19 protein-coding genes are annotated in these 21382 nt (G+C 72.5%); 12 read left to right on the top strand and 7 right to left on the bottom strand.

Going from position 1 to position 21382, the window contains the following annotated elements; translation table 11 throughout:
- Positions 1-80: 80 nt before the first annotated feature.
- From QNO07_RS07310 to QNO07_RS07300, 3 genes are all read left to right on the top strand, one after another.
- Positions 81-953 carry a DUF5819 family protein gene (locus QNO07_RS07310; RefSeq protein ID WP_283990815.1) on the top strand — a complete coding sequence of 291 codons (873 nt, stop codon included), beginning with the start codon at positions 81-83 and terminating at the stop codon, positions 951-953.
- Positions 950-2296, top strand: a complete 1347-nt coding sequence (locus tag QNO07_RS07305) for an HTTM domain-containing protein (RefSeq protein ID WP_283990814.1) — start codon at positions 950-952, stop codon at positions 2294-2296. The genes QNO07_RS07310 and QNO07_RS07305 overlap by 4 nt, the downstream gene beginning before the upstream one ends.
- 147 nt (positions 2297-2443) lie before the next feature.
- Entirely contained in the window at positions 2444-2941 is a 498-nt protein-coding gene (locus QNO07_RS07300) for an SRPBCC family protein (protein ID WP_283990813.1), read from the top strand.
- Between the two features lie 187 nt (positions 2942-3128).
- Here the strand turns inward: QNO07_RS07300 and QNO07_RS07295 are convergent, their stop codons facing one another.
- Positions 3129-4382, bottom strand: a complete 1254-nt coding sequence (locus QNO07_RS07295) for a DUF2786 domain-containing protein (protein ID WP_502961798.1) — start codon at positions 4380-4382, stop codon at positions 3129-3131.
- Between the two features lie 74 nt (positions 4383-4456).
- Here QNO07_RS07295 and QNO07_RS07290 point away from each other — a divergent pair, with 74 nt between their 5' ends.
- Entirely contained in the window at positions 4457-5233 is a 777-nt protein-coding gene (locus QNO07_RS07290; RefSeq protein WP_283990811.1) for a TrmH family RNA methyltransferase, read from the top strand.
- A gap of 142 nt (positions 5234-5375) precedes the next feature.
- Here the strand turns inward: QNO07_RS07290 and paaN are convergent, their stop codons facing one another.
- Positions 5376-7067, bottom strand: coding sequence for a phenylacetic acid degradation protein PaaN (paaN, locus tag QNO07_RS07285; RefSeq protein WP_283990810.1), 1692 nt, complete (start codon positions 7065-7067; stop codon positions 5376-5378).
- A gap of 316 nt (positions 7068-7383) precedes the next feature.
- Between paaN and QNO07_RS07280 the strand changes: the two genes are divergently transcribed.
- A complete protein-coding gene (locus QNO07_RS07280; protein WP_283990809.1) occupies positions 7384-8928 on the top strand; it encodes a 3-hydroxyacyl-CoA dehydrogenase in 1545 nt (514 codons plus the stop codon).
- Positions 8925-9515, top strand: coding sequence for a TetR/AcrR family transcriptional regulator (locus QNO07_RS07275; protein ID WP_283990808.1), 591 nt, complete (start codon positions 8925-8927; stop codon positions 9513-9515). The genes QNO07_RS07280 and QNO07_RS07275 overlap by 4 nt, the downstream gene beginning before the upstream one ends.
- 24 nt (positions 9516-9539) lie before the next feature.
- Here the strand turns inward: QNO07_RS07275 and QNO07_RS07270 are convergent, their stop codons facing one another.
- Positions 9540-10007: an Lrp/AsnC family transcriptional regulator gene (locus QNO07_RS07270; RefSeq protein ID WP_283990807.1), complete on the bottom strand. Its 468-nt coding sequence runs from the start codon at positions 10005-10007 to the stop codon at positions 9540-9542.
- Between the two features lie 226 nt (positions 10008-10233).
- Here QNO07_RS07270 and pdhA point away from each other — a divergent pair, with 226 nt between their 5' ends.
- The 6 genes from pdhA (at position 10234) to QNO07_RS07240 (ending at position 17300) form a co-directional block, all read left to right on the top strand.
- The gene (gene pdhA, locus QNO07_RS07265; RefSeq protein ID WP_283990805.1) at positions 10234-11367 is read left to right on the top strand and encodes a pyruvate dehydrogenase (acetyl-transferring) E1 component subunit alpha; all 1134 of its coding nucleotides are present in this window, start codon (positions 10234-10236) and stop codon (positions 11365-11367) included.
- Positions 11364-12410, top strand: a complete 1047-nt coding sequence (locus tag QNO07_RS07260; protein ID WP_283990804.1) for an alpha-ketoacid dehydrogenase subunit beta — start codon at positions 11364-11366, stop codon at positions 12408-12410. Before pdhA ends, QNO07_RS07260 begins: the two co-directional genes overlap by 4 nt.
- Positions 12410-13771 carry a dihydrolipoamide acetyltransferase family protein gene (locus QNO07_RS07255; protein WP_283990900.1) on the top strand — a complete coding sequence of 454 codons (1362 nt, stop codon included), beginning with the start codon at positions 12410-12412 and terminating at the stop codon, positions 13769-13771. The genes QNO07_RS07260 and QNO07_RS07255 overlap by 1 nt, the downstream gene beginning before the upstream one ends.
- 114 nt (positions 13772-13885) lie before the next feature.
- Complete coding sequence (locus QNO07_RS07250; protein WP_283990803.1) at positions 13886-14830, top strand: DUF6457 domain-containing protein; 945 nt, start codon at positions 13886-13888, stop codon at positions 14828-14830.
- Positions 14827-16131 carry a molybdopterin molybdotransferase MoeA gene (locus tag QNO07_RS07245; RefSeq protein ID WP_283990802.1) on the top strand — a complete coding sequence of 435 codons (1305 nt, stop codon included), beginning with the start codon at positions 14827-14829 and terminating at the stop codon, positions 16129-16131. The genes QNO07_RS07250 and QNO07_RS07245 overlap by 4 nt, the downstream gene beginning before the upstream one ends.
- On the top strand, positions 16128-17300 hold the full coding sequence (locus QNO07_RS07240) for a potassium channel family protein (RefSeq protein WP_283990801.1): 1173 nt from the start codon (positions 16128-16130) through the stop codon (positions 17298-17300). The genes QNO07_RS07245 and QNO07_RS07240 overlap by 4 nt, the downstream gene beginning before the upstream one ends.
- A gap of 66 nt (positions 17301-17366) precedes the next feature.
- On the opposite strand, the gene QNO07_RS07235 is transcribed toward QNO07_RS07240, so the two are convergent.
- From QNO07_RS07235 to QNO07_RS07220, 4 genes are all read right to left on the bottom strand, one after another.
- Positions 17367-18110, bottom strand: a complete 744-nt coding sequence (locus QNO07_RS07235; RefSeq protein ID WP_283990800.1) for a hypothetical protein — start codon at positions 18108-18110, stop codon at positions 17367-17369.
- A gap of 104 nt (positions 18111-18214) precedes the next feature.
- Complete coding sequence (locus tag QNO07_RS07230) at positions 18215-18793, bottom strand: hypothetical protein (RefSeq protein WP_283990799.1); 579 nt, start codon at positions 18791-18793, stop codon at positions 18215-18217.
- Positions 18794-19331: 538 nt separating this feature from the next.
- Positions 19332-20333, bottom strand: a complete 1002-nt coding sequence (locus QNO07_RS07225) for a hypothetical protein (RefSeq protein WP_283990798.1) — start codon at positions 20331-20333, stop codon at positions 19332-19334.
- Positions 20334-20386: 53 nt separating this feature from the next.
- Positions 20387-21379, bottom strand: a complete 993-nt coding sequence (locus QNO07_RS07220) for a hypothetical protein (protein ID WP_283990797.1) — start codon at positions 21377-21379, stop codon at positions 20387-20389.
- Between the last annotated feature and the right edge of the window lie 3 nt (positions 21380-21382).

Genomic DNA, 21382 nt, shown 5'->3' with positions numbered 1-21382 from the left:
TTCAATGGTGGGTGGGAGCTGCACGGGGTGTCAAGACAGTGGCTAACCTCTGGGGAGCGAACGAGGGGATCGGGGAGCGCATGCAGCACCACGGACAGCCGCCGGAGGCTGCGGACCGGCCGCCCGAGCCGGGGCCGCACGCCGACGTGCCCGCACCGCCCGGAACACCCGCACTCTCCGGCCCGTCGGCCCAGCCCGCCCAGGCCCAGCCCTCCCACGCCCACGGCGTCCAGGCCCAGCCCGTGCAGGCCCAGCCGCTCCGGGCCCACGGCGCCCAGTCAGCGCCGCCGGACCGGCACGTCCCTTCCGACCCGCCCGGGGCGCTCGCGCTGCGGCCGTCCTCGCGGGTGTTCCTGGCCGTCGCGGCGGCCGTGGTGGCCGCGGCGGTCGTGGTGCACCTGGGCATGGTCTTCCTGCACGTCGCCCCGTCGAACACGGTGAGCAAGCAGCACGCCTCCACCATCGACGCGTACGTCTACCCGGAGTTCGAGCAGAACTGGAAGCTGTTCGCGCCCAATCCGCTCCAGCAGAACATCGCGGTGCACGCCCGTGCCGAGTTGCCGGCCGCGGAGGGCGGCGGTACACGCACGACCGCCTGGGTCGACCTCACCGCGATCGACGCCGCGCACATCCGCGGCAACCCCTTCCCGAGCCACATCTCGCAGAACGAGCTGCGGCGGGCCTGGGACTTCTTCAACAACTCCCACGACAGCGACAACCGGCCCACCGGCCGCCGCGGCGAGCTGTCCGAGGCCTACCTCAAGCGCATCGTGATGCTGCGCCTGGGCGACCGGGTGGACGTCGACGAGGTGTCGCGCATCCAGGTCCGGTCGGCGACCAGCGCCGTCGCCCCGCCGCCGTGGAGCGGCGAGAGCGTCGACACCCGCACCAAGTACCGCGTCCTGCCCTGGTGGCCGGTGACCGGCGACGACATCCCCGGAGACGCCCGGTGACCACTCCGCCCCCGACTCCCGCCGAGCCCGGCCCGCAGGCGCCGCCCCCGCCCCCCGCGCCCGCCGTGCCGCCCGCCGTGCCGCCCACCCGGCGTGCGCTCGGCGCCCGCCTGGACCGGGCTTTCAGCCGCGGTTTCGCCACCGTCACCGGGCGGGCCCTCGGCCCGTACCAGACCGCGGTGATACGCATCGGCTTCGCCGCCACCTGGTTGTTCTTCCTGCTGCGCGAGCTGCCCCACCGGCACGAGCTGTACGGTCCCGACTCCCCGTGGAGCTGGACGCTGGCCGAGCGGCTGATCGACGGCAACAAGGCCTTCACCGTCCTGATGTGGACCGACAGCCCGCTGTGGTTCGAGTTCGTCTACGCCTTCGCGGTGCTGGCGAGCCTGGGCCTGCTGGTGGGCTGGCGCACCCGCACGATGTCGGTGTTCTTCATGGTCGGCGTGCTGTCGCTCCAGAACCGCAGCGTCTTCATGGGCGACGGCGGCGACAACGTCATCCACCTGATGGCGATGTACCTGATCCTGACCCGCTGCGGCCAGGTGTGGTCGCTGGACGCGCGCCGGTCCCGGCGCCGCGCCGGGACCGACGACGCGGACGTGCCCGGCCTGGTGCTGTGGGGGCTCACCGCCGCCGCGCTGCTCGGCGTCACCGTGCTCGGCCTGCTCAGCACCGGCTGGGCGCTGTGCTTCTGGCTGCTGCTGCTCGCGCACGCCCTGTGGTGGACGGTCCAGCGCTACGGCCCGGGGGAGCCGCGGGGCGTGCTCGACGCGTTGGTCAACCTGCTGCACAACGGCGCCCTGCTGGTGATCATGGTCGAGGTCTGCCTGATCTACGCCACGGCCGGCTGGTACAAGGTGCAGGGCTCGCGCTGGCAGGACGGAACGGCCGTCTACTACCCGATGCACCTGGACTACTTCGCGCCCTGGCCCGCCCTGTCGCAGGTGCTCGGCAGCAGTGGACTGGTCATCCTGCTGCTCACCTACGGCACGGTCATCGTGCAGGTCGCGTTCCCGTTCACCTTGTTCAACCGCAGGGTGAAGAACGTGCTGCTGGCGGTGATGATCCTGGAGCACGCCTCGATCGCGGTCATCCTGGGCCTGCCGTTCTTCTCCCTCGCCATGATCGCCGCCGACGCGGTGTTCCTGCCGACGGTGTTCCTGGTGTGGCTGGGCGCCCGGGTCGGCGGGCTGGCACGCCGGGTGCGGCCCGGCGGGCCGTCGGCCGCGGGCGCCCGGCAGGGCGTGCCGCCGCCGCGCGGCGGCGACCGCCCGGACCCGGCGGCGCCCGGCGGGCAGGACGTGGCGGGCGCGTCCGACAGCACCGTCCCGGCCCGCCGCTGACCAGGACGGCCCAAAGGGGAAGCCCGCCGCGCCCGGATCTGAAGACGTGGCCGCCGGAGCGATGAGTTCCGTGCCGGGCCGCCGTCAACACCTGCGACGGCACAGCAGCGGCAAGCCCCGCCGCGCGGCCCGCAGAAGGAGTCCGACATGAGCGCCCACCACCCCGGCACCGACCCCACCGGCACCGACGCGAGCACCACAGCCGAGAGCACCACCGACGCGAGCACCGCCGGCACCCACTCCTACACGCTTACCCGCGAGTTCGACGCCCCCGTCGCGAAGGTGTGGCAGGTCTGGACGGAGCCCGACCACTTCGCGCAGTGGTTCCACGCGCCCCGCGCCTCCGTGGAGATGGACGTGCGGACCGGCGGCAGCTGGAAGGCGAGCATGCAGGCGCCCGACGGCAACGCCTACCCGATGGGCGGCACCTTTCCCGAGGTCGAGCGGCACCGGCGGATCGTCATGACGATGCTGGCCGCCGGGATGCAGGAGCCGGGCCTGATGACGTTCGCGTTCACCGACCTGGGCGCGCGGACCCGAGTGGTGGTGCGGCAGTCGGTGCACAGCGCCGACGCGTGCGCCCAGGCGGAGGAGGGCAGCGGCATGCTGCTCGACTCCTTCGCCGCGCACCTCGCCACGGTCTGAGGGGGCGGCGATGAGGCTCTGCAGCTGCTGCCGATGGGCTGCCGCCGGGCTCACCCCCCGGCCCGGGCCGTCCCACGGCCGGGAGCGCGCGGACGGCGGGTGCCTTCCCGGCGATCCGGTCGGGCGCCTTTCCGACGATCTGGCCGCGCGCCTTCCCAACGATCTGGCCGGGCGGCCGGCGGGCGGATCAGCCCTTCGGCGGCAGAGGACGTCCGCCGCTGCCGACGCGGGCCCGGTCCGCGGCGGCGGTGCCCTGCGCCCAGCCGGCCGCGTCGCTGACCCCGCGCACCCGGGTCCGCGTGGTGCCGGGGAACATCTGCTGCGTCCGGTCGGAGACGGCGGCGTCGCGGGCGGCGAGCACCGGCAGCAGTGACCCGGCGGATGCGTCCGCACGCCCGGCACCGCCCTCCGTACCGTCCGCCGCGCCGAGCGATTCCGCGTGGGCGTCGGCGGAGTGCTCGGCGGCCTCGGTGAGGCGGTCGCCGAGTCGGCTGGCGTAGGCCATCCAGAACGCCTGCCGGAACGTCTTCGTCCGCTTCCGCCCGCCGGCGCGCTGCTCGGCTTCGGCCCTGGTCATCGCCGCCGTGCCCTGCACCAGCAGCGAAGCGTGCAGCACCTCCACCGACTCCAGGTCGGCCGGATAGCCGACCACGGTCGAGAAGCCCAGTTCGCCGCTCCACACCGCCTGGCAGCGGTTCGCCGACGCCAGGGTGTCCAGCAGCACCGCCTTCGCCGTCTCGTACGGCGCGTCCACGCCGATCCGGCACGCGGCGGGCGAGTCGGCGGACCGGCCGCCGACGGCGAGCAGCGCCTCGTCGATGCTGTGCCGGGCGGCCAGCTCCTGCGCCTTGGTGCTCAGCGCTTCGGCCTCCTGCGGGTAGTCGGTGGCCTCGGCCTTCGCCAGCAGGGCACGGATGCGGGTCAGCATGCGCGGCTCACCGGCGGCGGGCGCGGCGCTGTGCGCCGGGTCGCCGGGCACCGGGCCGACCGGTTCCACGGCGGGCAGGGAGAGCAGCAGCCGCAGCAGTTCCAGGTGGGCGGTGGCGAGCGTGAAGCGGTCGGCGGACTCCCGTGCGGCGAGCGCCGGCGCGTAGTCGACGTCCGCGCCCCACCACGCTCCGGCGGCGCCCAGCGCGTCAAGCTGGGACTGCCAGCGCGGTTCGACCCGGGTGTAGCGGCGGCCCTCGGCGGCGACCAGGTCCACGGCCAGCCGCACGTGCCGGTCGTCGAGGTCGCGCCGGACCAGCCGCACCACGTCGGCCGGCTGCCAGCCGCGCTCCCACGCCTGCCGCAGCAACTGCGCCCCGCGCCGCAGTAGTTCGGCGCCGACGTCCGGCCACCGGCCCGGGTCGGCGGCCAGCAGCGAGGCGCCGCCGTCCAGCGCCGTGTCACCCGGGGTGTACAGGGCGGTACCGAGGGCCTGCTCCACGATGTCCATCAGCCCGCCATGATCCCACCAGCTCCCCGCCTGCGGCACCGGCCCACCCCCCGGCCGGCTTCCGTAGGCTGTCGGCCGTGAGCAGCCACCCCACCCCTCCCGTCGTGCGCGCCTGGCGGGCAGCCGCCGCGGACTCCGTGCTGCTGGACGGCTTCCACGCCGTGAAGCACGCCCTGCGGTTCGGCGCCGACGTGCGGCACGTCCTGACCGGTGACCGGCCCGCGGTCCTCGCGCTGGCAGGTGAGCTGGCGCCGGACCTGCGTGAGCGGCTGGACGCCGTGCTGGTCGAGGTGGACGCGGCGATGCTGCGCGAGCTGGTCCCCCGGCTGCACCCGACCGGGGTGGCGGCGCTCGCCGCGCGGCCCGACCCGGCGGCCAACCTGGCGGCCCTCACCGCGCGGCCCAGGACCGCACCGGTGGTGGTGCTGGAGGAGCCGCGCAACCTGGGCAACATCGGCGCGGTGGTACGGCTGGCGGCCGGCATGGGCGTGACGGGGGTGGTCACCACCGGTCCGGCCGATCCCTGGCATCCGGGCGTGGTGCGCGGCGGCGCCGGACTGCACTGGGCGACGGCCGTGGAGCGCGTCACCGCGGACACGCTGCCGCCCGGCCCGCTCTACGTGCTGGACCCGGAGGGCACGGCGCTGCCCGGGGCCGTGCTGCCGGACGACGCGGTGCTCGCCTTCGGCACCGAGCGGCACGGTGTGTCCGACGGGCTGCGGCAGCGGGCCGACGCGCTGCTGGCGCTGCCGATGCGCCCGCAGGTCTCCAGTTACAACCTGGCCACCAGCGTGGCCATGACGCTCTACCACTGGGCGGCGGGCCGGGAGTCGCGCGGCCCGGCTGAGGGCTGAAGGGCTGAGGGCTGAAGGTCTGCGGGCTGAAGGGCTGCGGCTGAAGGCATCAGGCCTGGGGCCTGAGGTGGGGCACCGCCGCGGGGAGCCGGTGCCGGCTGTCCCCGCGGCGGGCGTGTGAGGGTGTGGCGGTGGGTGCGGCTCAGGCGGGGCGGCGGACCTCGACCGTGCGGAACCGCGGGGTCACGAAGGACGCGTCGCTCAGGGCGGCGTTGGCCGCCGGGTTGCCGCCGGAGCCGTGCAGGTCGGAGAAGGCGGCGGTCTGGTTGACGTAGACACCGCCGGTCAGGTTCAGCGACAGCTGCGCGCACTCCTCCAGACAGGCGTCCTCGATGAGCCGCTCGGTGTCCGCGTCGGTGGTGTAGGCGCCGACGGTCATGGCGCCCTTCTCCCGGACCGTCCGGCGCAGCAGTTCCACCGCGGCCTCGGTGGAGTCGACCGCGACGACGAACGACACCGGGCCGAAGCACTCGCTGAGGTAGCCCGCCTCGGCGTCCGGCTTGGCGCCGTCGAGGGCGACGATGACGGGCGTGCGCACGGTCGCGTCGGGGAAGTCGGGGTGGGCCACCGTCCGGGAGGCCAGCGCGACCTCGCCCAGGGAGGGCGCGGCCTCCAGCCGTTCGCGCACCCCGGGGTTGACGAGCGCGCCCAGCAGTGCGGTGGCGCGGGCGTCGTCGCCGAGCAGCTTCTCCACGGCGGCGGCCAGGTCGGCCACCACCTCCCCGTACGACTTCGGCCCGGCGTCCGTGCTGATGCCGTCCCGGGGGACGAGCAGGTTCTGCGGGGTGGTGCACATCTGGCCGCTGTACAGCGAGAGCGAGAAGGCGAGGTTGCCGAGCATGCCGCGGTAGTCGTCGGTGGAGTCGATGACCACCGAGTTGACGCCGGCCTTCTCGGTGAAGACCTGAGCCTGGCGGGCGTTGGCCTCCAGCCAGTCGCCGAACTCGGTGGAGCCGGTGTAGTCGATGACGCGGACCTCGGGCCGCAGTGCGAGCGTCTTCGCCAGGCCCTCGCCGTCGCGTTCGGCGGCCAGCGCGACCAGGTTCGGGTCGAAGCCCTCCTCGGCCAGCACCTCGCGGGCGACCTGCACGGTGAGCGCCAGCGGGAGCACCGCGCGGGGGTGCGGCTTGACGACGACCGGGTTGCCGGTGGCCAGGGACGCGAACAGGCCGGGGTAGCCGTTCCAGGTGGGGAAGGTGTTGCAGCCGATCACCAGCGCGACGCCGCGCGGGACGGCCGTGAACTGCTTGTCCAGGTCGACCGGGTCGCGCTTGCCCTGCGGTTTCGACCAGTGCGCGGACCGCGGCACCCGGGTCTGCTCGGCCCAGGCGTGCACCACGGCCTCCAGCCCGCGGTCCTGGGCGTGCGGGCCGCCGGCCTGCATCGCCATCATGTACGCCTGACCGCTGGTGTGCATGACGGCCTGGGCGAACTTGTGCGTCATGGCGTTGATCCGCGCCAGGATCTCCGTGCACACCGCGGCCCGCGCCTCGGGGCCGGCGTCGCGCCAGGCGGGGATCGCGGCCCGCATCGCGGGCAGCAGCACGTCCACGTCCGGGTGCGGGTAGGTGATGCCCAGCGCCGGGCCGTAGGGCGAGACCTCGCCGCCGGTCCAGTCGTCGGTGCCGGGCTGGTCCAGTTCGAAGCGGCGGTCGCGCAGGGCGTCGAACGCGGCCTGGCCGTCGGCGGCGCTGAGTGAGCCGTCCTCGCCGTATGCCTTGGGGTGCTCGGCGTACGGCGACCAGTAGGCGCGGCTGTGGATCGTCTCCAGCGCCTGGTCCAGGGTGGGGCGGTGCTTCTCGATCAGGTGCTGTGCGGTGGGCGCGGCGGCCATCTGGGACCAACTCCTCGTCGAGCCGGGTCGGCGGCGGGCGGACACGGTCAGAGTAACCGAACGATCGGTCGGGGCAAGGGGGCTGTTCCGGCCGACCTGTGACCGGGCCCTTCGGCAGCGGGCCGTGCGGCGGTTAGAGTGCGCCGAACGATCAGTCGGCACCGGAAATCCGCAGTCCGCGGTCCGCGGTCCGCAGGTCACCGGACCGCCGGGTCGCCGTGGCACTCCGCCGGCGTCCGCCATGAGCCGCCCGCACGTCGTCGAGTCGCAGTCGGCAGCGCGTACCGTCCGCTGCCCCAGCAGGAGGGCACCCCGCATGCAGGACACCTCAGGCACCGCTCCCGTCGCATCCGCCGCCCCCGGTGCCCCCGGTGCCTCCCCGGCCCCCGGCACGGTGGCCGTGGTGGGCACCGGCACGATGGGGCAGGGCATCGCTCAGGTGGCGCTCACCGCGGGCCACCGGGTGCTGCTGCACGACGTGGCGCCCGAGCGGGCCGAGCGGGCGGCGGAGCAGATCCGCGCGCGCCTGGACAGGCTCGTCACCAAGGGCCGCATGACCGCCGACGACCGGGCCGCCGCCGGAGACCGACTGTACGCCGCCGCCGACCTCGCCGAACTGGCCGGCGCCGAGGTCGTCGTCGAGGCCGTGCTGGAGGACCTGGGCGCCAAGCAGCAGCTGTTCGGGGCGCTGGAGGCCGTCGTCGGCCCTGACTGCCTGCTGGCCACCAACACCTCCTCGCTGCCGGTGACCGCCGTCGCCGCCGCGCTGCGCCGACCCGGGCGGTTCGTCGGCCTGCACTTCTTCAACCCGGCGCCGCTGCTGCCGCTGGTGGAGGTCGTCAGCGGCCACGCCACCGACCCGGCCACCGCCGACCGGGCGTCGGACCTGGCCGTCGCCTGGGGCAAGACGCCGGTGCGCTGCGCCGACGCGCCGGGCTTCGTCGTCAACCGGGTGGCCCGCCCGTTCTACGCTGAGGCGTTCCGCCTCTACGAGGAGCGGGCCGCCGACCCGGCCACGCTCGACGCGGTGCTGCGCGAGTGCGGCGGCTTCCGGATGGGCCCGTTCGAGCTGACCGACCTCATCGGGCAGGACGTCAACGAGGCCGTCACCCGGTCGGTGTGGGAGGCGTTCAGCCAGGACCCGAAGTTCACGCCGTCGCTGGCCCAGCGCCGCCTGGTGGAGTCCGGGCGGCTGGGCCGCAAGACCGGGCACGGCTGGTACGACCACGGCCCCGACGCGTCCGTGCCCGCCCCGCACACGGCGGCCGCCCGGCCCGCGCCGGAGGCCGTCACCGTGTACGGCGTGCTCGGCCCGGCCGGCGCGCTGCCGGAACTGCTGGCCGCTGCGGGAGTCGACGTCCGGCAGGGCGGTCCTGACCCGCTGCACGGCCACCTGCTGCTGCCCGGCGGCACCCGGCTGGCGCTCACCGACGGCCGGGCGCCGCACGGGCCGGAGATCCACTTCGACCTGGCGCTGGACTACCGCACCGCCACCCGGGTGGCGCTCGCCGCGTCCGACACGGTGCCCGAGGCCGACGTGGACGCCGCGGTCGGCCTGTTCCAGGCGCTGGGCAAGCAGGTCAGCGTCGTCGAGCCGGTGCCGGGCCTGGTCGTGGCCCGCACGGTCGCCATGCTGGTCGACTTCGCGACGGACGCCGCCGCCCGGGGCGTCGCCTCCGTCGAGGACGTGGACACCGCGATGAGGCTGGGCGTGAACTACCCCGCGGGCCCGCTGGAGTGGGGCTCCCGGCTGGGCACCGGCTGGGTGGCCCGGGTGCTGCGCAACCTGCACGCCAGCTGCCCGACCGGGCGCTACGCACCCTCCCAGGCCCTCCAGCGCGGTGAGCGGGCACAATCTTGACCATGGCCAAGCGCGACACGTACACCCCCGACACCCTGCTGACGGTCGCCGTGCGGGTGTTCAACGAGCGCGGCTACGACGGCACCTCCATGGAGCACCTGTCGCAGGCGGCGGGCATCTCCAAGTCGTCGATCTACCACCACGTGCGCAGCAAGGAGGAGTTGCTGCACCGGGCGATCAGCCGGGCCCTGGACGGCCTGTTCGGCATTCTCGACGAGCCCGCCGCCCGGGAGGGCCGGGCCGTCGTCCGCCTGGAGCACGTCACGCGGCGCACCGCCGAGGTGCTGATGGCCGAGCTGCCGTACGTGACGCTGCTGCTTCGGGTGCACGGGAACACCGACACCGAGCGCTGGGCGATGGCCCGGCGGCGCGAGTTCGACCAGCAGGTCTCCGACCTGCTCACCCGGGCCGCCGCCGAGGGCGACCTGCGGCCCGACGTGGACGTGCGGCTAGCCACCCGGCTGCTGTTCGGCATGATCAACTCCATCGCCGAGTGGTACCGCCCCGAGCGGGCCTCCGACAGCCGCGACGACGCGGCCGTGGCGGACGCCGTCGTCCGGATCGCCTTCGCCGGCCTGCGCACCTGACGTCCCCCGGGCGGGAGCGGGGCTTCAGGGCTCCGGGTCGAGGTCGGTCTCCTCGAAGACCAGCAGGGTGCGGGTGCTGAGCACCTCGGGGATCGCCTGGATGCGCATCAGCACCAGCTCGCGCAGCGCCCGGTTGTCCGCCGTGTGGACCAGCAGCAGCACGTCGAAGTCGCCGCTGACCAGCGCGATGTGCGCGGCCCCGGGAAGCTCCTGGAGCTTCTCGCGGACCGTGCGCCAGGAGTTCTGCACGATCTTCAGCGTGACGTAGGCGGACGCGCCCTGACCGGCCCGTTCGTGGTTCAGCCGGGCGCTGAAGCCCCGGATCACCCCGTCGTCGATCAGCCGGTTGATGCGCGCGTAGGCGTTGGCCCGCGAGATGTGCACCCGCTCGGCGACCGACCGTATCGACGCCCGGCCGTCCGTCTGCAGCATGTGCAGGATCGCCCGGTCGACGGAGTCCAGTGGGCGAGGAGACATCTGTTCATCCGACATGCTCCACCGCCTTCCCTCCCTGGACGACCTGCTGCCATCTCATTATCCGTGAGGCCATTTGTCCACAAGGCCTCCGCACCTGTAGCCAGAATGTGCTCCGGACCGAACAATCGGTAGGGGGAGTCCATCTGAGCCCCCTCCCTTTGGGTGCCCACCGACCGCCGCCCGATCACCCCCCGGCCGGCGGCGTTCCGCGCCACCCTTCCCACCTGGAGGTGTGCCCGACATGACGGTCCTCGAGCAGCCCGGCGCCTACCGCCCCGCGCCGCCGCCCGCCTGGCGTCCCCGCACCGACGCGGCCCCGCTCCTGCCGGACGAGGAGCCGTTCCGGGTACTGGGCACCGACGCCGACATCCACGACCTCGATCCGCTGCTGCTCACCGAGCTGTACCGGCAGCTCGTGCGCGGACGCCGCTACAACCAGCAGGCCACCGCCCTCACCAAGCAGGGCCGCCTGGCCGTCTACCCCTCCTCCACCGGCCAGGAGGCGTGCGAGGTGGCCGCCGCGCTCGTCCTGCAGGACCGAGACTGGCTCTTCCCCAGCTACCGCGACACGCTCTGCGCCGTCGCCCGCGGCCTCGACCCCGTGCGGGCCCTGACGCTGCTGCGCGGCGACTGGCACACCGGCTACGACCCGGCCGAGCACCGCATCGCCCCGCTGTGCACGCCGCTCGCCACCCAGCTGCCGCACGCCGTCGGGCTGGCCCACGCGGCGCGCCTCAAGGGCGACGACGTGGTGGCGCTCGCCCTGGTCGGTGACGGCGGCACCAGCGAGGGCGACTTCCACGAGGCGCTGAACTTCGCCGCCGTGTGGCGGGCACCGGTCGTCTTCCTGGTGCAGAACAACGGCTTCGCCATCTCGGTGCCGCTGGCCAAGCAGACCGCCGCGCCCTCCCTCGCCCACAAGGCCGTCGGCTACGGGATGCCCGGCCGCCTCGTCGACGGCAACGACGCGGTGGCCGTGCACCAGGTGCTCAGCGAGGCCGTCGCGCACGCCCGGCAGGGCGGCGGCCCGACCCTCGTCGAAGCCGTCACCTACCGCATCGAGGCCCACACCAACGCAGACGACGCCACCCGCTACCGCGGTGACGCCGAGGTGCAGGCGTGGCGCGAGCACGACCCGGTGGAGCTGCTGGAGCGGGAGCTGACCGCCCGCGGGCTGCTCGACGACGCCGGGAAGCGCAGCGCCCGGGAGGCCGCCGAGGAGATGGCCGCCGACCTGCGGGCCCGGATGAACCGCGACCCGCAGCTCGACCCGATGGAGCTGTTCACCCACGTCTACAGCGAGCAGACCAGCCAGTTGCGCGAGCAGGCCGCGCAGCTGCGGGCCGAGTTGGATGCCGAGGAGGAGACCCGATGACCGCCGTGGCAGCCGAGGCCGCGACCGCGCCCGCCCGCAAACCGGCCACCATGGCGCAGGCCCTCAACCGGGCGCTGCGCGACGCGATGGCCGAGGACCCGGCGGTGCACCTGCTGGGCGAGGACGTCGGCGCGCTCGGCGGGGTCTTCCGCATCACCGACGGTCTGGCGAAGGAGTTCGGCGAGGACCGCTGCACCGACACGCCGCTCGCCGAGGCCGGCATCCTCGGTACCGCGGTCGGCATGGCGATGTACGGGCTGCGCCCGGTGGTGGAGATGCAGTTCGACGCCTTCGCCTATCCGGCGTTCGAGCAGCTGATCAGCCACGTCTCGCGGATGCGCAACCGCACCCGGGGCGCGATGCCGCTCCCGATCACCGTGCGGGTGCCCTACGGCGGCGGCATCGGCGGTGTCGAGCACCACAGCGACTCCTCCGAGGCGTACTACATCGCCACGCCCGGCCTGCACGTCGTCACCCCGGCCACGGTCCCCGACGCCTACGGTCTGCTGCGCGCGGCGATCGCCTCCGACGACCCGGTGGTGGTGCTGGAACCCAAACGGCTGTACTGGTCCAAGGACGACTGGAACCCGGAGGCGCCGGAGACCGTGCCGCCCATCGGCCGGGCGGCCGTGCGGCGGACCGGCACCTCCGCCACGCTGGTGACGTACGGCCCGTCGGTGCCGGTCTGCCTGGAGGCGGCGGAGGCCGCCCGTGCCGAGGGCTGGGACCTGGAGGTCGTCGACCTGCGCTCCCTGGTGCCGTTCGACGACGAGACGGTCTGCGCGTCGGTGCGCCGCACCGGGCGGGCCGTCGTCGTCCACGAGGCCACCGGCTTCGGCGGCCCCGGCGGCGAGATCGCGGCCCGCATCGGTGAACGCTGTTTCCATTACCTGGACGCACCGGTGCTGCGGGTGACAGGCTTCGACATCCCGTATCCGGCGCCGATGCTCGAACGACACCATCTGCCGGGTGTCGACCGCATCCTGGACGCGGTGGGCCGGCTCCAGTGGGAGTCCGGATGGACCGAGGGGAGCGCACGCTGATGCCGCAGGTACGCGAGTTCGCCCTGCCGGACCTGGGCGAGGGCCTGACCGAGGCCGAGATCAGCCGCTGGCTGGTCGAGGTCGGCGAGGTCGTCGCCGTCGACCAGCCGGTGGTCGAGGTGGAGACCGCCAAGGCGATGGTCGAGGTCCCCTGCCCGTACGCCGGGGTGGTCACCGGCCGCTTCGGCGAGGTCGGCGACGAGATCCCGGTCGGCGCCGCCCTGGTCACGGTTGCGGAGTCCGCCGAAACCGGACCTTCCGGCGGCGGGATGTCCGGCGCCGAGCCCGGCGGCGCCCCCACCCCCACCCCCACCCGGCAACCGTCCGCCGCGTCCGCCGGGTCCTCCGCCGCCGCCTCCGCCGGGTCCGGGGGTGCGGTGTCGGGCAACGTCCTGGTCGGCTACGGCACCAGCGCGCCGCCGCGGCGCCGCCGCCGCGTCCAGGCCGCCGCGCCCGAGCGCAAGGCCGCGCCGGCCGCCGCCGTGATCTCGCCGCTGGTCCGCCGCATCGCCCGGGAACGCGGCATCGACCTGCGGGAACTCACCGGCTCCGGCCCGCAGGGCCTCATCCTGCGTTCCGACGTCGAGCGGGCCGTCCCCGCCCACGCCGGCCGCCAGGCCGTGGCCAACGGCCACGCCGCCCCGGCCGCCCCCGCCGCGCGTGCCGTGCCGGAGGGGGAGCGGGTGCCGCTGAAGGGCGTGCTGGGCGCCGTCGCCGACAAGCTGTCGCGCAGCCGCCGCGAGATACCCGACGCGACCTGCTGGGTCGACGCCGACGCCACGGAACTGCTCGCCGCCCGGCGCGCCATGAACGAGGCCGGCGGCGCGAAGGTGTCGCTGCTGGCCCTGCTCGCCCGCATCTGCACCGCCGCGCTGGCCCGCTTCCCCGAGCTGAACGCGTTCGTCGACACCGAGGCCCGCGAGCTGGTCCGCCTGCCCGCCGTGCACCTGGGCTTCGCCGCCCAGACCCCGCGCGGCCTCGTCGTCCCCGTCGTCACCGACGCGCACACCCGCAGCGCCGTGGACCTCACCGCCGAGTTCAGCCGGCTCACCGACGCCGCCCGGCAGGGGCGCCTCGCCCCTGCGCAGCTCACCGGCGGAACGTTCACCCTCAACAACTACGGGGTGTTCGGCGTGGACGGCTCCACCCCGATCCTCAACCACCCCGAGGCGGCGATGCTCGGCGTCGGACGCATCACCGAGAAGCCGTGGGTGCACCAGGGCGAGCTGGCGGTCCGCCACGTCGTCCAACTGTCCTTCACCTTCGACCACCGGGTGTGCGACGGCGGCACCGCGGGCGGCTTCCTGCGCTACGTCGCCGACTGTGTCGAGCAACCGGCCGTACTGCTGCGCACCCTCTGACCGGCCGCGGCGGGCGGGCCGCGCACCCGCCCCAGCTGTGCTCCCCCGCCCTGCTCCCCGGCCGTTCCCCCGCGTGGGCTCGGCAACGGGCGGACCGGTACGTAGGCTCGGCACGTGACCTATGACGCCGTGATCGTCGCGGGCGGGCGGGCCCGCAGACTCGGGGGAGCCGACAAGCCGGCTCTCACCGTGGGCGGCCGGACCCTGCTCGACCGCACCCTGGACGCCTGCCGTGACGCGGACCGCACCGTCGTGGTCGGCCCGCGGCGGCCCACCGCCCGCCCGGTGCTGTGGACGCGGGAGGAGCGGCCCGGCAGCGGGCCGCTCGCCGCGGTGCACGCCGGGCTGCGCCTGGTACGGGCCGAGACGGTCCTGCTGCTCTCCGCCGACCTGCCCTTCCTGCGCCCGGCCACCGTCCACACCCTGCTCGCCCCCCTGGCCGTTGCGGGTTCCGCCCCCGCACCAGCCGGGACCCCCGCACCGGCCGGGACACCCGCACCGGCCGGGACACCCGCACCAGCCGGGACCCCCGCCCCCGCCGCGGGCGCGCCCGGCCTGGACGGCGTGCTGGGGCAGCTCACCGGCGACGCCCGCGACCAGCCGCTGCTCGGCGCCTACCGCACGGAGGCGCTGCGCCGGGAGGCGGCGCTGCTCGCCGCCGAGCACGGACGCCTCGACAACCTGCCGCTGCGCCTGCTCACCGCCGACCTCACGCTCGCCCGGGTCGCCGCCCCCGACGCGGCGGACTGCGACACCTGGGACGACATCTCGGCCGCCCGGGCCCGCATCAGGGAGCATGGGCACGTGCTCGAAGAATGGATCACCACAGTCAAGGCCGAACTCGGCATCGAACTCGACGTCGACACCCACGCGCTGCTCGATCTGGCCCGCGACGCCGCCCACGGCGTCGACCGGCCCGCCGCGCCGCTGACGACGTTCCTCGTCGGCTACGCCGCCGCGCAGGCCGGCGGCTCGCCCCGGGACGTCGCCGAGGCCGCTCGGAAGGCCGCCGAACTGGCCGCCCGCTGGCAGTCGGAAAGCGACGGGCCGACCCCATGAGCGACGACTTCGACGACGCGCTGGCGCTGGCCAACGGCAGCACCGCCGCCGCCGTCACCCGTCCCCGGCGGGCCGAACCGGGCGCCGCAGACCCCGCGAGTTCCGCGGCCTGCGCCTGGGAGCAGGCGCGCGCCACCGCCGCACGTACCGGCACGCCCGGCGACCCGGTCGTGCTGCCGCTGGCGGCGGCACTGCACCACAGCCTGTCCGCGCCGCTGACCGCGCTCACCGACCTCCCCGCGTTCGACACCTCCGCCATGGACGGCTGGGCCGTCTCCGGCCCCGGCCCGTGGCGGCTCGGCGAGGAGCCGTGCGTGCTCGCCGGGGACGACCCGGGGCCGCTGCCCGACGGCCGGGCGGTGGCGATCGCCACCGGCGCCCGTATCCCGCCCGGCGCCACCGCGGTGCTGCGCTCGGAGCACGGCGTCGCCGCGGGCAACCGGCTGTCGGCCGTCTCCGCACTGCCCGACGGCACCGACATCAGGGCGCGCGGCCAGGAGTGCCGCACCCGTGACCTGCTGCTGCACGCGTCCGAGCCCGTCACCCCGGCCGTCCTGGGTCTGGCCGCCGCAGCCGGCTACGACGAGCTGGAGGTCACTCCGCTGCCCCGGGTCGAAGTCCTCGTCCTGGGCGACGAGTTGCTGACCGAAGGGGTGCCCGGCGAAGGCCGCGTCCGGGACGCGCTGGGCCCGCTGCTCGCGCCCTGGCTGACCGCGCTGGGCGCGGAGGTCGTCGCCACCCGGCACCTGGGTGACGACGCGGAGGCGCTGCACCGGGCGGTGCGCGAGTCCACCGCGGACGTGCTCGTCACCACCGGCGGCACGGCTGCCGGACCCGTCGACCACGTCCACCGCACCCTGGAACGCGTCGGCGCGACGCTGCTCGTCGACGGCGTCGCCGTCCGTCCCGGCCACCCCATGCTGCTGGCCGAGCTTCCCGCGCCGCAGCCCGGCCGCCGGACCCGTCACCTCGTCGGCCTGCCGGGGAACCCGCTGGCCGCCGTCTCCGGGCTGCTGACCCTCGCCGAGCCGCTGCTGCGCACGCTGGCCGACCGGCCGGCGGAGGCCGAGCAGGCCGCCGCCCGCCTCACCGAGGCCGTGCCGGGACACCCGCACGACACCCGGCTGGTGCCGGTAGCCATGGTCACCGGAGGCAAGGCGAGTCCGCTGCGCTACCAGGGCCCGGCTATGCTCCGGGGGATCGCCTCGGCAGCCGCGATGGCTGTCGTGCCGCCTGGGGGAGCCGCCTCCGGCTCGGTCGTCCGCCTGCTCCGCCTGCCGTGGAATCGAACCTGGGAATGAAGTTCCGCAACCCGATCGTCAAGCGCAACAAGATCACTTACGCTGACGAGCACATCTTTCGGGTACAACTGCCCCGGCAGATCACCGGCCCGATGATCCAGGTGGCCAAGCGGCTGCTGATGGCTCACATGGTGCTGCTCGCAGCCGTCGCCGTGGTCTATTTCGACCGCGAGGGCTACACCGACAACCACGACGGCAACATCACGCTGCTCGACACGGTGTACTACGTGACGGTGTCCCTCTCCACCACCGGATACGGCGACATCTACCCGGCTACCGACACCGCACGGCTGCTGACCACCTTCGTCATCACCCCGCTGCGTGTCATGTTTCTGATCATCCTGGTCGGCACCTCCCTGGAAGTGCTCACCGAACGCACCCGTGAGCAGTGGCGGCTGTCCCACTGGAGGACCATCGTGCGCAACCACACCGTCATCGTCGGCTTCGGCACCAAGGGACGGTCCGCCGCCGAGACGCTGCTCTCGACCGGGGTCACCAAGGAGCAGATCGTGGTGGTCGACCCCAGCGCCAAGGTGATCGACGCGGCCAACGCCGACGGCTTCGCGGGCGTCGTCGGTGACGCCACGCGCTCCAGCGTGCTGGAACGGGCCCGCACCGACCGGGCCCGGCAGATCGTCATCGCCACCCAGCGCGACGACACGGCGGTGCTCGTCACGCTGACCGCCCGGCAGATGAACAAGGGCCTCAACATCGTCGCCGCCGTGCGGGAGGAGGAGAACGTCCCGCTGCTGCGGCAGTCCGGCGCCGACGCCGTCGTCACCAGCTCCGGGGCGGCCGGCCGCCTGCTCGGCCTGTCCCTGATCAGCCCCAGCGCCGGCCAGGTGATGGAGGACCTCATCCAGCAGGGCGAGGGTCTCAGCCTCTTCGAGCGCCCCGTGACCAAGGCCGAGGTCGGCCGCTCCCCGCGGGAGTGCGACGACCTGGTCGTCTCCGTCATACGCGGCCACCGGCTGCTCAACTTCGACGAGCCCGAAGCGGCCGTGCTCCAGGCCACGGACCGGGTCGTCGCGATCCGCCGCCGGCTCGGCACCACGACCAAACTGCGCAAGAGCTCCGAGGACGAGGACACCAGCAGCCTGCGCACCCCGCCGAAGATGCAGCGCGCCAAGCGCGACTGGCGCGACCCCCGCGACGAACTCGGCCAGTGAACACCCCCGGTGCGCGTCACCGCTTCGGGTGACGCCGCCGGGTGCGATGAGTAGCCCCCGCGTCGCCTACTCGTCTCCGGCGGGCTCGGCATCCGTCAGCGCCTTCGCCGTGCCTGGCCCGCGTTCCTCGACGAAGTAGGCGCCGACGCTCGCCGCCACCGTGGCGAACACGGCCACCGAGTACACCGCGAGTGCCACCTCAAGGGCCTTCGCATAGGGATCGGGGCTGCGGAACGGTTCACCGACGATCGCCGCGAGCGCGGCGGCGTGCAGCGTCTCCGCGTAGGACGCGTACACACCGAAGCCGTACAGCAGCTCCGCGCTGGCAAGGATCACGATGGCCGACACGGTTCCCAGCCACCCGAGCCGGTTGCTGAGCACTCGGGACGCGGACCGGGAGGAGCGCACCGCCGAGGAGAGCACTCTTCCGGTGCGCAGCAACCTGATCGACCGCACCAGCCGCAGCACCCGCAGGAACGGGATGAGCAGGAAGACCAACTGCCACCAGTTGCGGCGGAAGAACCGGCGCCTGTCCGGCGCGATCAGCAGCCGCGTCAGGAACTCCGCGACGAAGCAGCCCCACAGCGACCACCCGGCCACGGCCATGACGGCGCTCAGCACGCTGCCCGGCTGTGCGAGCCGCTCCCCGAGTACCACCAGCAGGAACAGCACGCCCAGGGCACTCATCACGGGCGTCAGACGGTCGAGCACGTCGTCGGCGTAACGCTGACGCTCGGCATCGTCCAGGCCGGGCGGTACGAGGCGCTGGGGGTCGAGGCGGCGGGGCACGGGGTGGCGGGTCGTGTTCACCTCCTACCAGTACCGAGCGCGAGCACCGCCCACACGTGAGGGGCCCCGACGGAGGGAGGACCGCCCACGTGGCCGACGTTGCCGACTCCCCTCGGCCTCCTGGCCTACCGGGTGCAGCCCTCCTGCTTCGCGACGGCGCTGACGAAGCGTTCGTGCAGGGTCTCGGCGTTGGTGATGCCCTGTTTGGCGCGTTCCTCGTCGGTCCAGAGGTAGGTGGCGTCGTCGCTGAGGACGTAGGTGGGCTTGCCGCCGCAGTCCAGCTTGGTATGGGGGACGGTGGTGATGGAGGGGAACAAGCTCTCCTCCTGGACGACGGCGAGTTGTGCAAAGGGGCCGAAGTCGGGGGAGCCGACTCGGGGCGGCTCTTGGAGGAACAGGTCGCAGAACCACACGTGGGGCCAAGCACCGCTGGTCGACTGGCGGGTGGCAACCGGTGTGCGGTTCTTGTTCGCGGCGACGCGCAACCCGTCCACCGAGCATGCCCGGCCCGGATCCGTGGTGCCTGTGACGGAGGCGGGTGCGGCGTCGGTGGGCTTTGTGGTCTGCACGCAGTTGATCTGCTTGGCGAGGTTGTCCCGCATCTGCGAGGCAAGCCCCAGCAGGCCGGCGGGGTCGGGCTCCCTGCCTCCGCCGAAGGCGGACACGTACCAGCGCTCCCCGTAGGGCGTTGGCGCGTTACCCATGACACATCCAGTGGGGAAGAGCGCCCAGCTGCTGCGGGTCCTGGCTCCTGCGGAGCCGTCCATTGAGGGCTGCATCGTCCCGCCGGTTGCCCAGTGACCGTAGCGGAACGGGAAATTCCGAGTCTCTCCGCGCAAGTGGAGATGAATCCTGGCGCCGTCGTCCCCGAGCACGAAGTTCGATCGCGTGACCACGCACCTGTCGGGTTCGAGGAACTCGAACCGTGCCGTCATACCGGTGCTGGTGAATCTCCCGGAGCCACCGAATGCTTTTCTCACCTGCTCGGTCGAGACCAAACCGTCGCACAGTTCCTCGTCGCCGAGTACGTTCGTGTTGGTGACGACATGAGCGGCTGCCATCAGGGAGATCACTGTAGTGCAGCTGATCAACCATTTCAGGCGGCGACTTAGGGGTTTCCGCTTGGGCGCAGCCGTTCTCCGAGCTGCTTTCTGCTCGCGTATGCGTTGCTGCCTCTTTCGACTGCGACAGATTTCACATTCACCGGCCGCGCCGCTTTCGCAATGCCCACCCGTTCCGGGGTCAGACACGAGTGCAACCCTCCCGTGCAGCAACAGCCTCTACGAAACGTTGGTAAAGGGTCCATATCTCGACAACCCCGTGTTTGATGCTCCCTGCCCGGTCCAAAGGGTAACCAGGGACATCAATGAGCAAATGGACAGGCGCTCCGTCACAATTTACCTCAGGCTCTTTATCCTTGAACCCCTGCACCAGATCCGAGTTTCGGACGGCGGCGAACTGTAGGTAAAGGTCATCTCTTGAGATATGTGGATCCGGCTCTTTGAGCGCTACATCGCAGAACCAGTCCGATGCGAAGGAGCCACTGGTCTGCTGCCGGGTGGCCACCGGATCGCGGTCGGTAGTTCCCATAGAGAAACCGGGAAGAGAACACAAGCGGGCGGGATCTGAGTCTTCTTTGGTGGAAGAGGGTTGCAGTGCCAACTCGGAACTTGGCCGGGTGTCGCCGGATGCGCAGTGCAACTGTTCCGTCCACCCGGTGCGCAGTGTCGACAGGAGACGAGCCAGTCCGAGTTGGTCTGGGGATGCTTCATGGGACGAAGCCTTTATGAGCAACCTGAACTCCCCCCTGTTCGCTTTCGAGGCGTCCCCCAGCCTGCAGGCCGCGGGCAGGAGTGCCCAGCCCCGGTCCTCCCTCACGGCAATGCCCTCCCCAAGGGATGCCATCCGTACGTTGGCTCCTACCTCCCACTGGCCCATAAACAGGGGGAAGTTCGGCTCACCTGAAACGATCTCCAAGTAGATCGTGGCGTCGTCATCGCCGAAACCGAGGTTCGATTTTTTGATCGTGCACGCAAACGGGTCGCCCGGTTCGTCGATGAACCTGCCGGGCACACCGAACGCCTCACGCACGTCGTCTGCCGAAAGTGACCCGTCGCAGAAATAGTCGTCTCCGAGTACGTTGGTTTTCGCGCTTGTGTGGAGGAGGAGCGTAACAACAAGAACAAGCGCTGCGGCAATGGCCATGACACGGGGTAGGCGGCGTTTCAAGGTATTCATCTTCACTTGCACTCACCTCGCGTCGCCACGACGACCTGCAGAGAGAGCGCCGTATTCGGTCATGGCTTTCGCTTGCAGTCCTGCTGTTTGGCCACAGCGTCTACGAAGCGTTCGTGAAGGGCTTCGGCACTGGCGATGCCCTGCCGGGCACGTTCCTTGTCAGTCCATGTGTAGTCAGCTTCGTCGCTGAGGAGGTAGGTAGGTTTCCCGCTACAGTTCAGCTCGGTGTAGTTGGAGGGCGGTACTGTGGCGACCATTGCCTTTTCCTGAACGACCGCGAACTGGGCATAGGGGCCGGTGTGTAGGTCGGTCTGAGTTGCCGGTTCTTCGAGAAACAGGTCGCAGAACCACATTTGAGGATAAGTGCCGCTGGTCGACTGGCGGGTCTCCGCCGGTGCACGGTTCTTGGTCGCGGCGATTCGGAGACCGCTCAGTGAGCAGGCCCGGTCCGGTTCTGCGGCGCTCGCGACGGGAACGTCTTCTGGGTCGGCTGAGCCTGTGGGCTCTGTGCAGTCAGCCTGTTTGGCGAGGTTGTCACGCAGTTGGGAAGTGAGCCTGAGCAAACCTTCGGGATCACCGCCGCCTCCGAGGGCAAGCGCGGACACCGACCAGCGCTCTCCTAGGGGTTCCGGGGCCTCACCCATGATGCACTCGGCCGGAAAGATCGCCCAGCTCTCAAAGGACGTCGCTCCCGCTGATCCATCAACGGAAGGGCGCACGGTTCCGCCGACCGACCAGTCGTCCAGGGTAAACGGGAAGCTGCCGCGCTTGCCGTAAATGTCGATCCGGATCGTGGCTCCGTCGTTGCCGAGAAAGAAGTTGGATCGTGAGATGTCGCACCGGTGGGGGGTAGCTCCCTCGGAGTACGCCGTCATCCCTGTGCTGGTGAACTTTCCGGAGCCACCGAAGGCCTCTTGCACTTGAGTGGCCGATACGAGACCGTCGCACAACTTGTCGTCACCGAACATGTTCGTGTTGGTGGCGGTGTGCACTGCCCCGACCAGAGCTATCGCGGTGGTGATTCCGAGGACAGTTATCAGGCGTGACTTCATGAG

The sequence above is a fragment of the Streptomyces sp. 549 genome (assembly GCF_030124175.1).
Lineage (GTDB): Bacteria > Actinomycetota > Actinomycetes > Streptomycetales > Streptomycetaceae > Streptomyces.
This window is presented reverse-complemented; position numbering and strand designations above follow the sequence as displayed.

Bases quoted from the DNA above. Each gene is read 5' to 3' on its own strand.
- QNO07_RS07310 (WP_283990815.1), top strand. From the start codon at position 81: ATGCAGCACCACGGACAGCCGCCGGAGGCTGCGGACCGGCCGCCCGAG.
- QNO07_RS07300 (WP_283990813.1), top strand. From the start codon at position 2,444: ATGAGCGCCCACCACCCCGGCACCGACCCCACCGGCACCGACGCGAGC.
- paaN (WP_283990810.1), bottom strand. From the start codon at position 7,067: ATGGCCGCCGCGCCCACCGCACAGCACCTGATCGAGAAGCACCGCCCC.
- QNO07_RS07280 (WP_283990809.1), top strand. From the start codon at position 7,384: ATGCAGGACACCTCAGGCACCGCTCCCGTCGCATCCGCCGCCCCCGGT.
- QNO07_RS07270 (WP_283990807.1), bottom strand. From the start codon at position 10,007: ATGTCGGATGAACAGATGTCTCCTCGCCCACTGGACTCCGTCGACCGG.
- pdhA (WP_283990805.1), top strand. From the start codon at position 10,234: ATGACGGTCCTCGAGCAGCCCGGCGCCTACCGCCCCGCGCCGCCGCCC.
- QNO07_RS07260 (WP_283990804.1), top strand. From the start codon at position 11,364: ATGACCGCCGTGGCAGCCGAGGCCGCGACCGCGCCCGCCCGCAAACCG.
- QNO07_RS07255 (WP_283990900.1), top strand. From the start codon at position 12,410: ATGCCGCAGGTACGCGAGTTCGCCCTGCCGGACCTGGGCGAGGGCCTG.
- QNO07_RS07245 (WP_283990802.1), top strand. From the start codon at position 14,827: ATGAGCGACGACTTCGACGACGCGCTGGCGCTGGCCAACGGCAGCACC.
- QNO07_RS07240 (WP_283990801.1), top strand. From the start codon at position 16,128: ATGAAGTTCCGCAACCCGATCGTCAAGCGCAACAAGATCACTTACGCT.
- QNO07_RS07230 (WP_283990799.1), bottom strand. From the start codon at position 18,793: ATGGGTAACGCGCCAACGCCCTACGGGGAGCGCTGGTACGTGTCCGCC.
- QNO07_RS07220 (WP_283990797.1), bottom strand. From the start codon at position 21,379: ATGAAGTCACGCCTGATAACTGTCCTCGGAATCACCACCGCGATAGCT.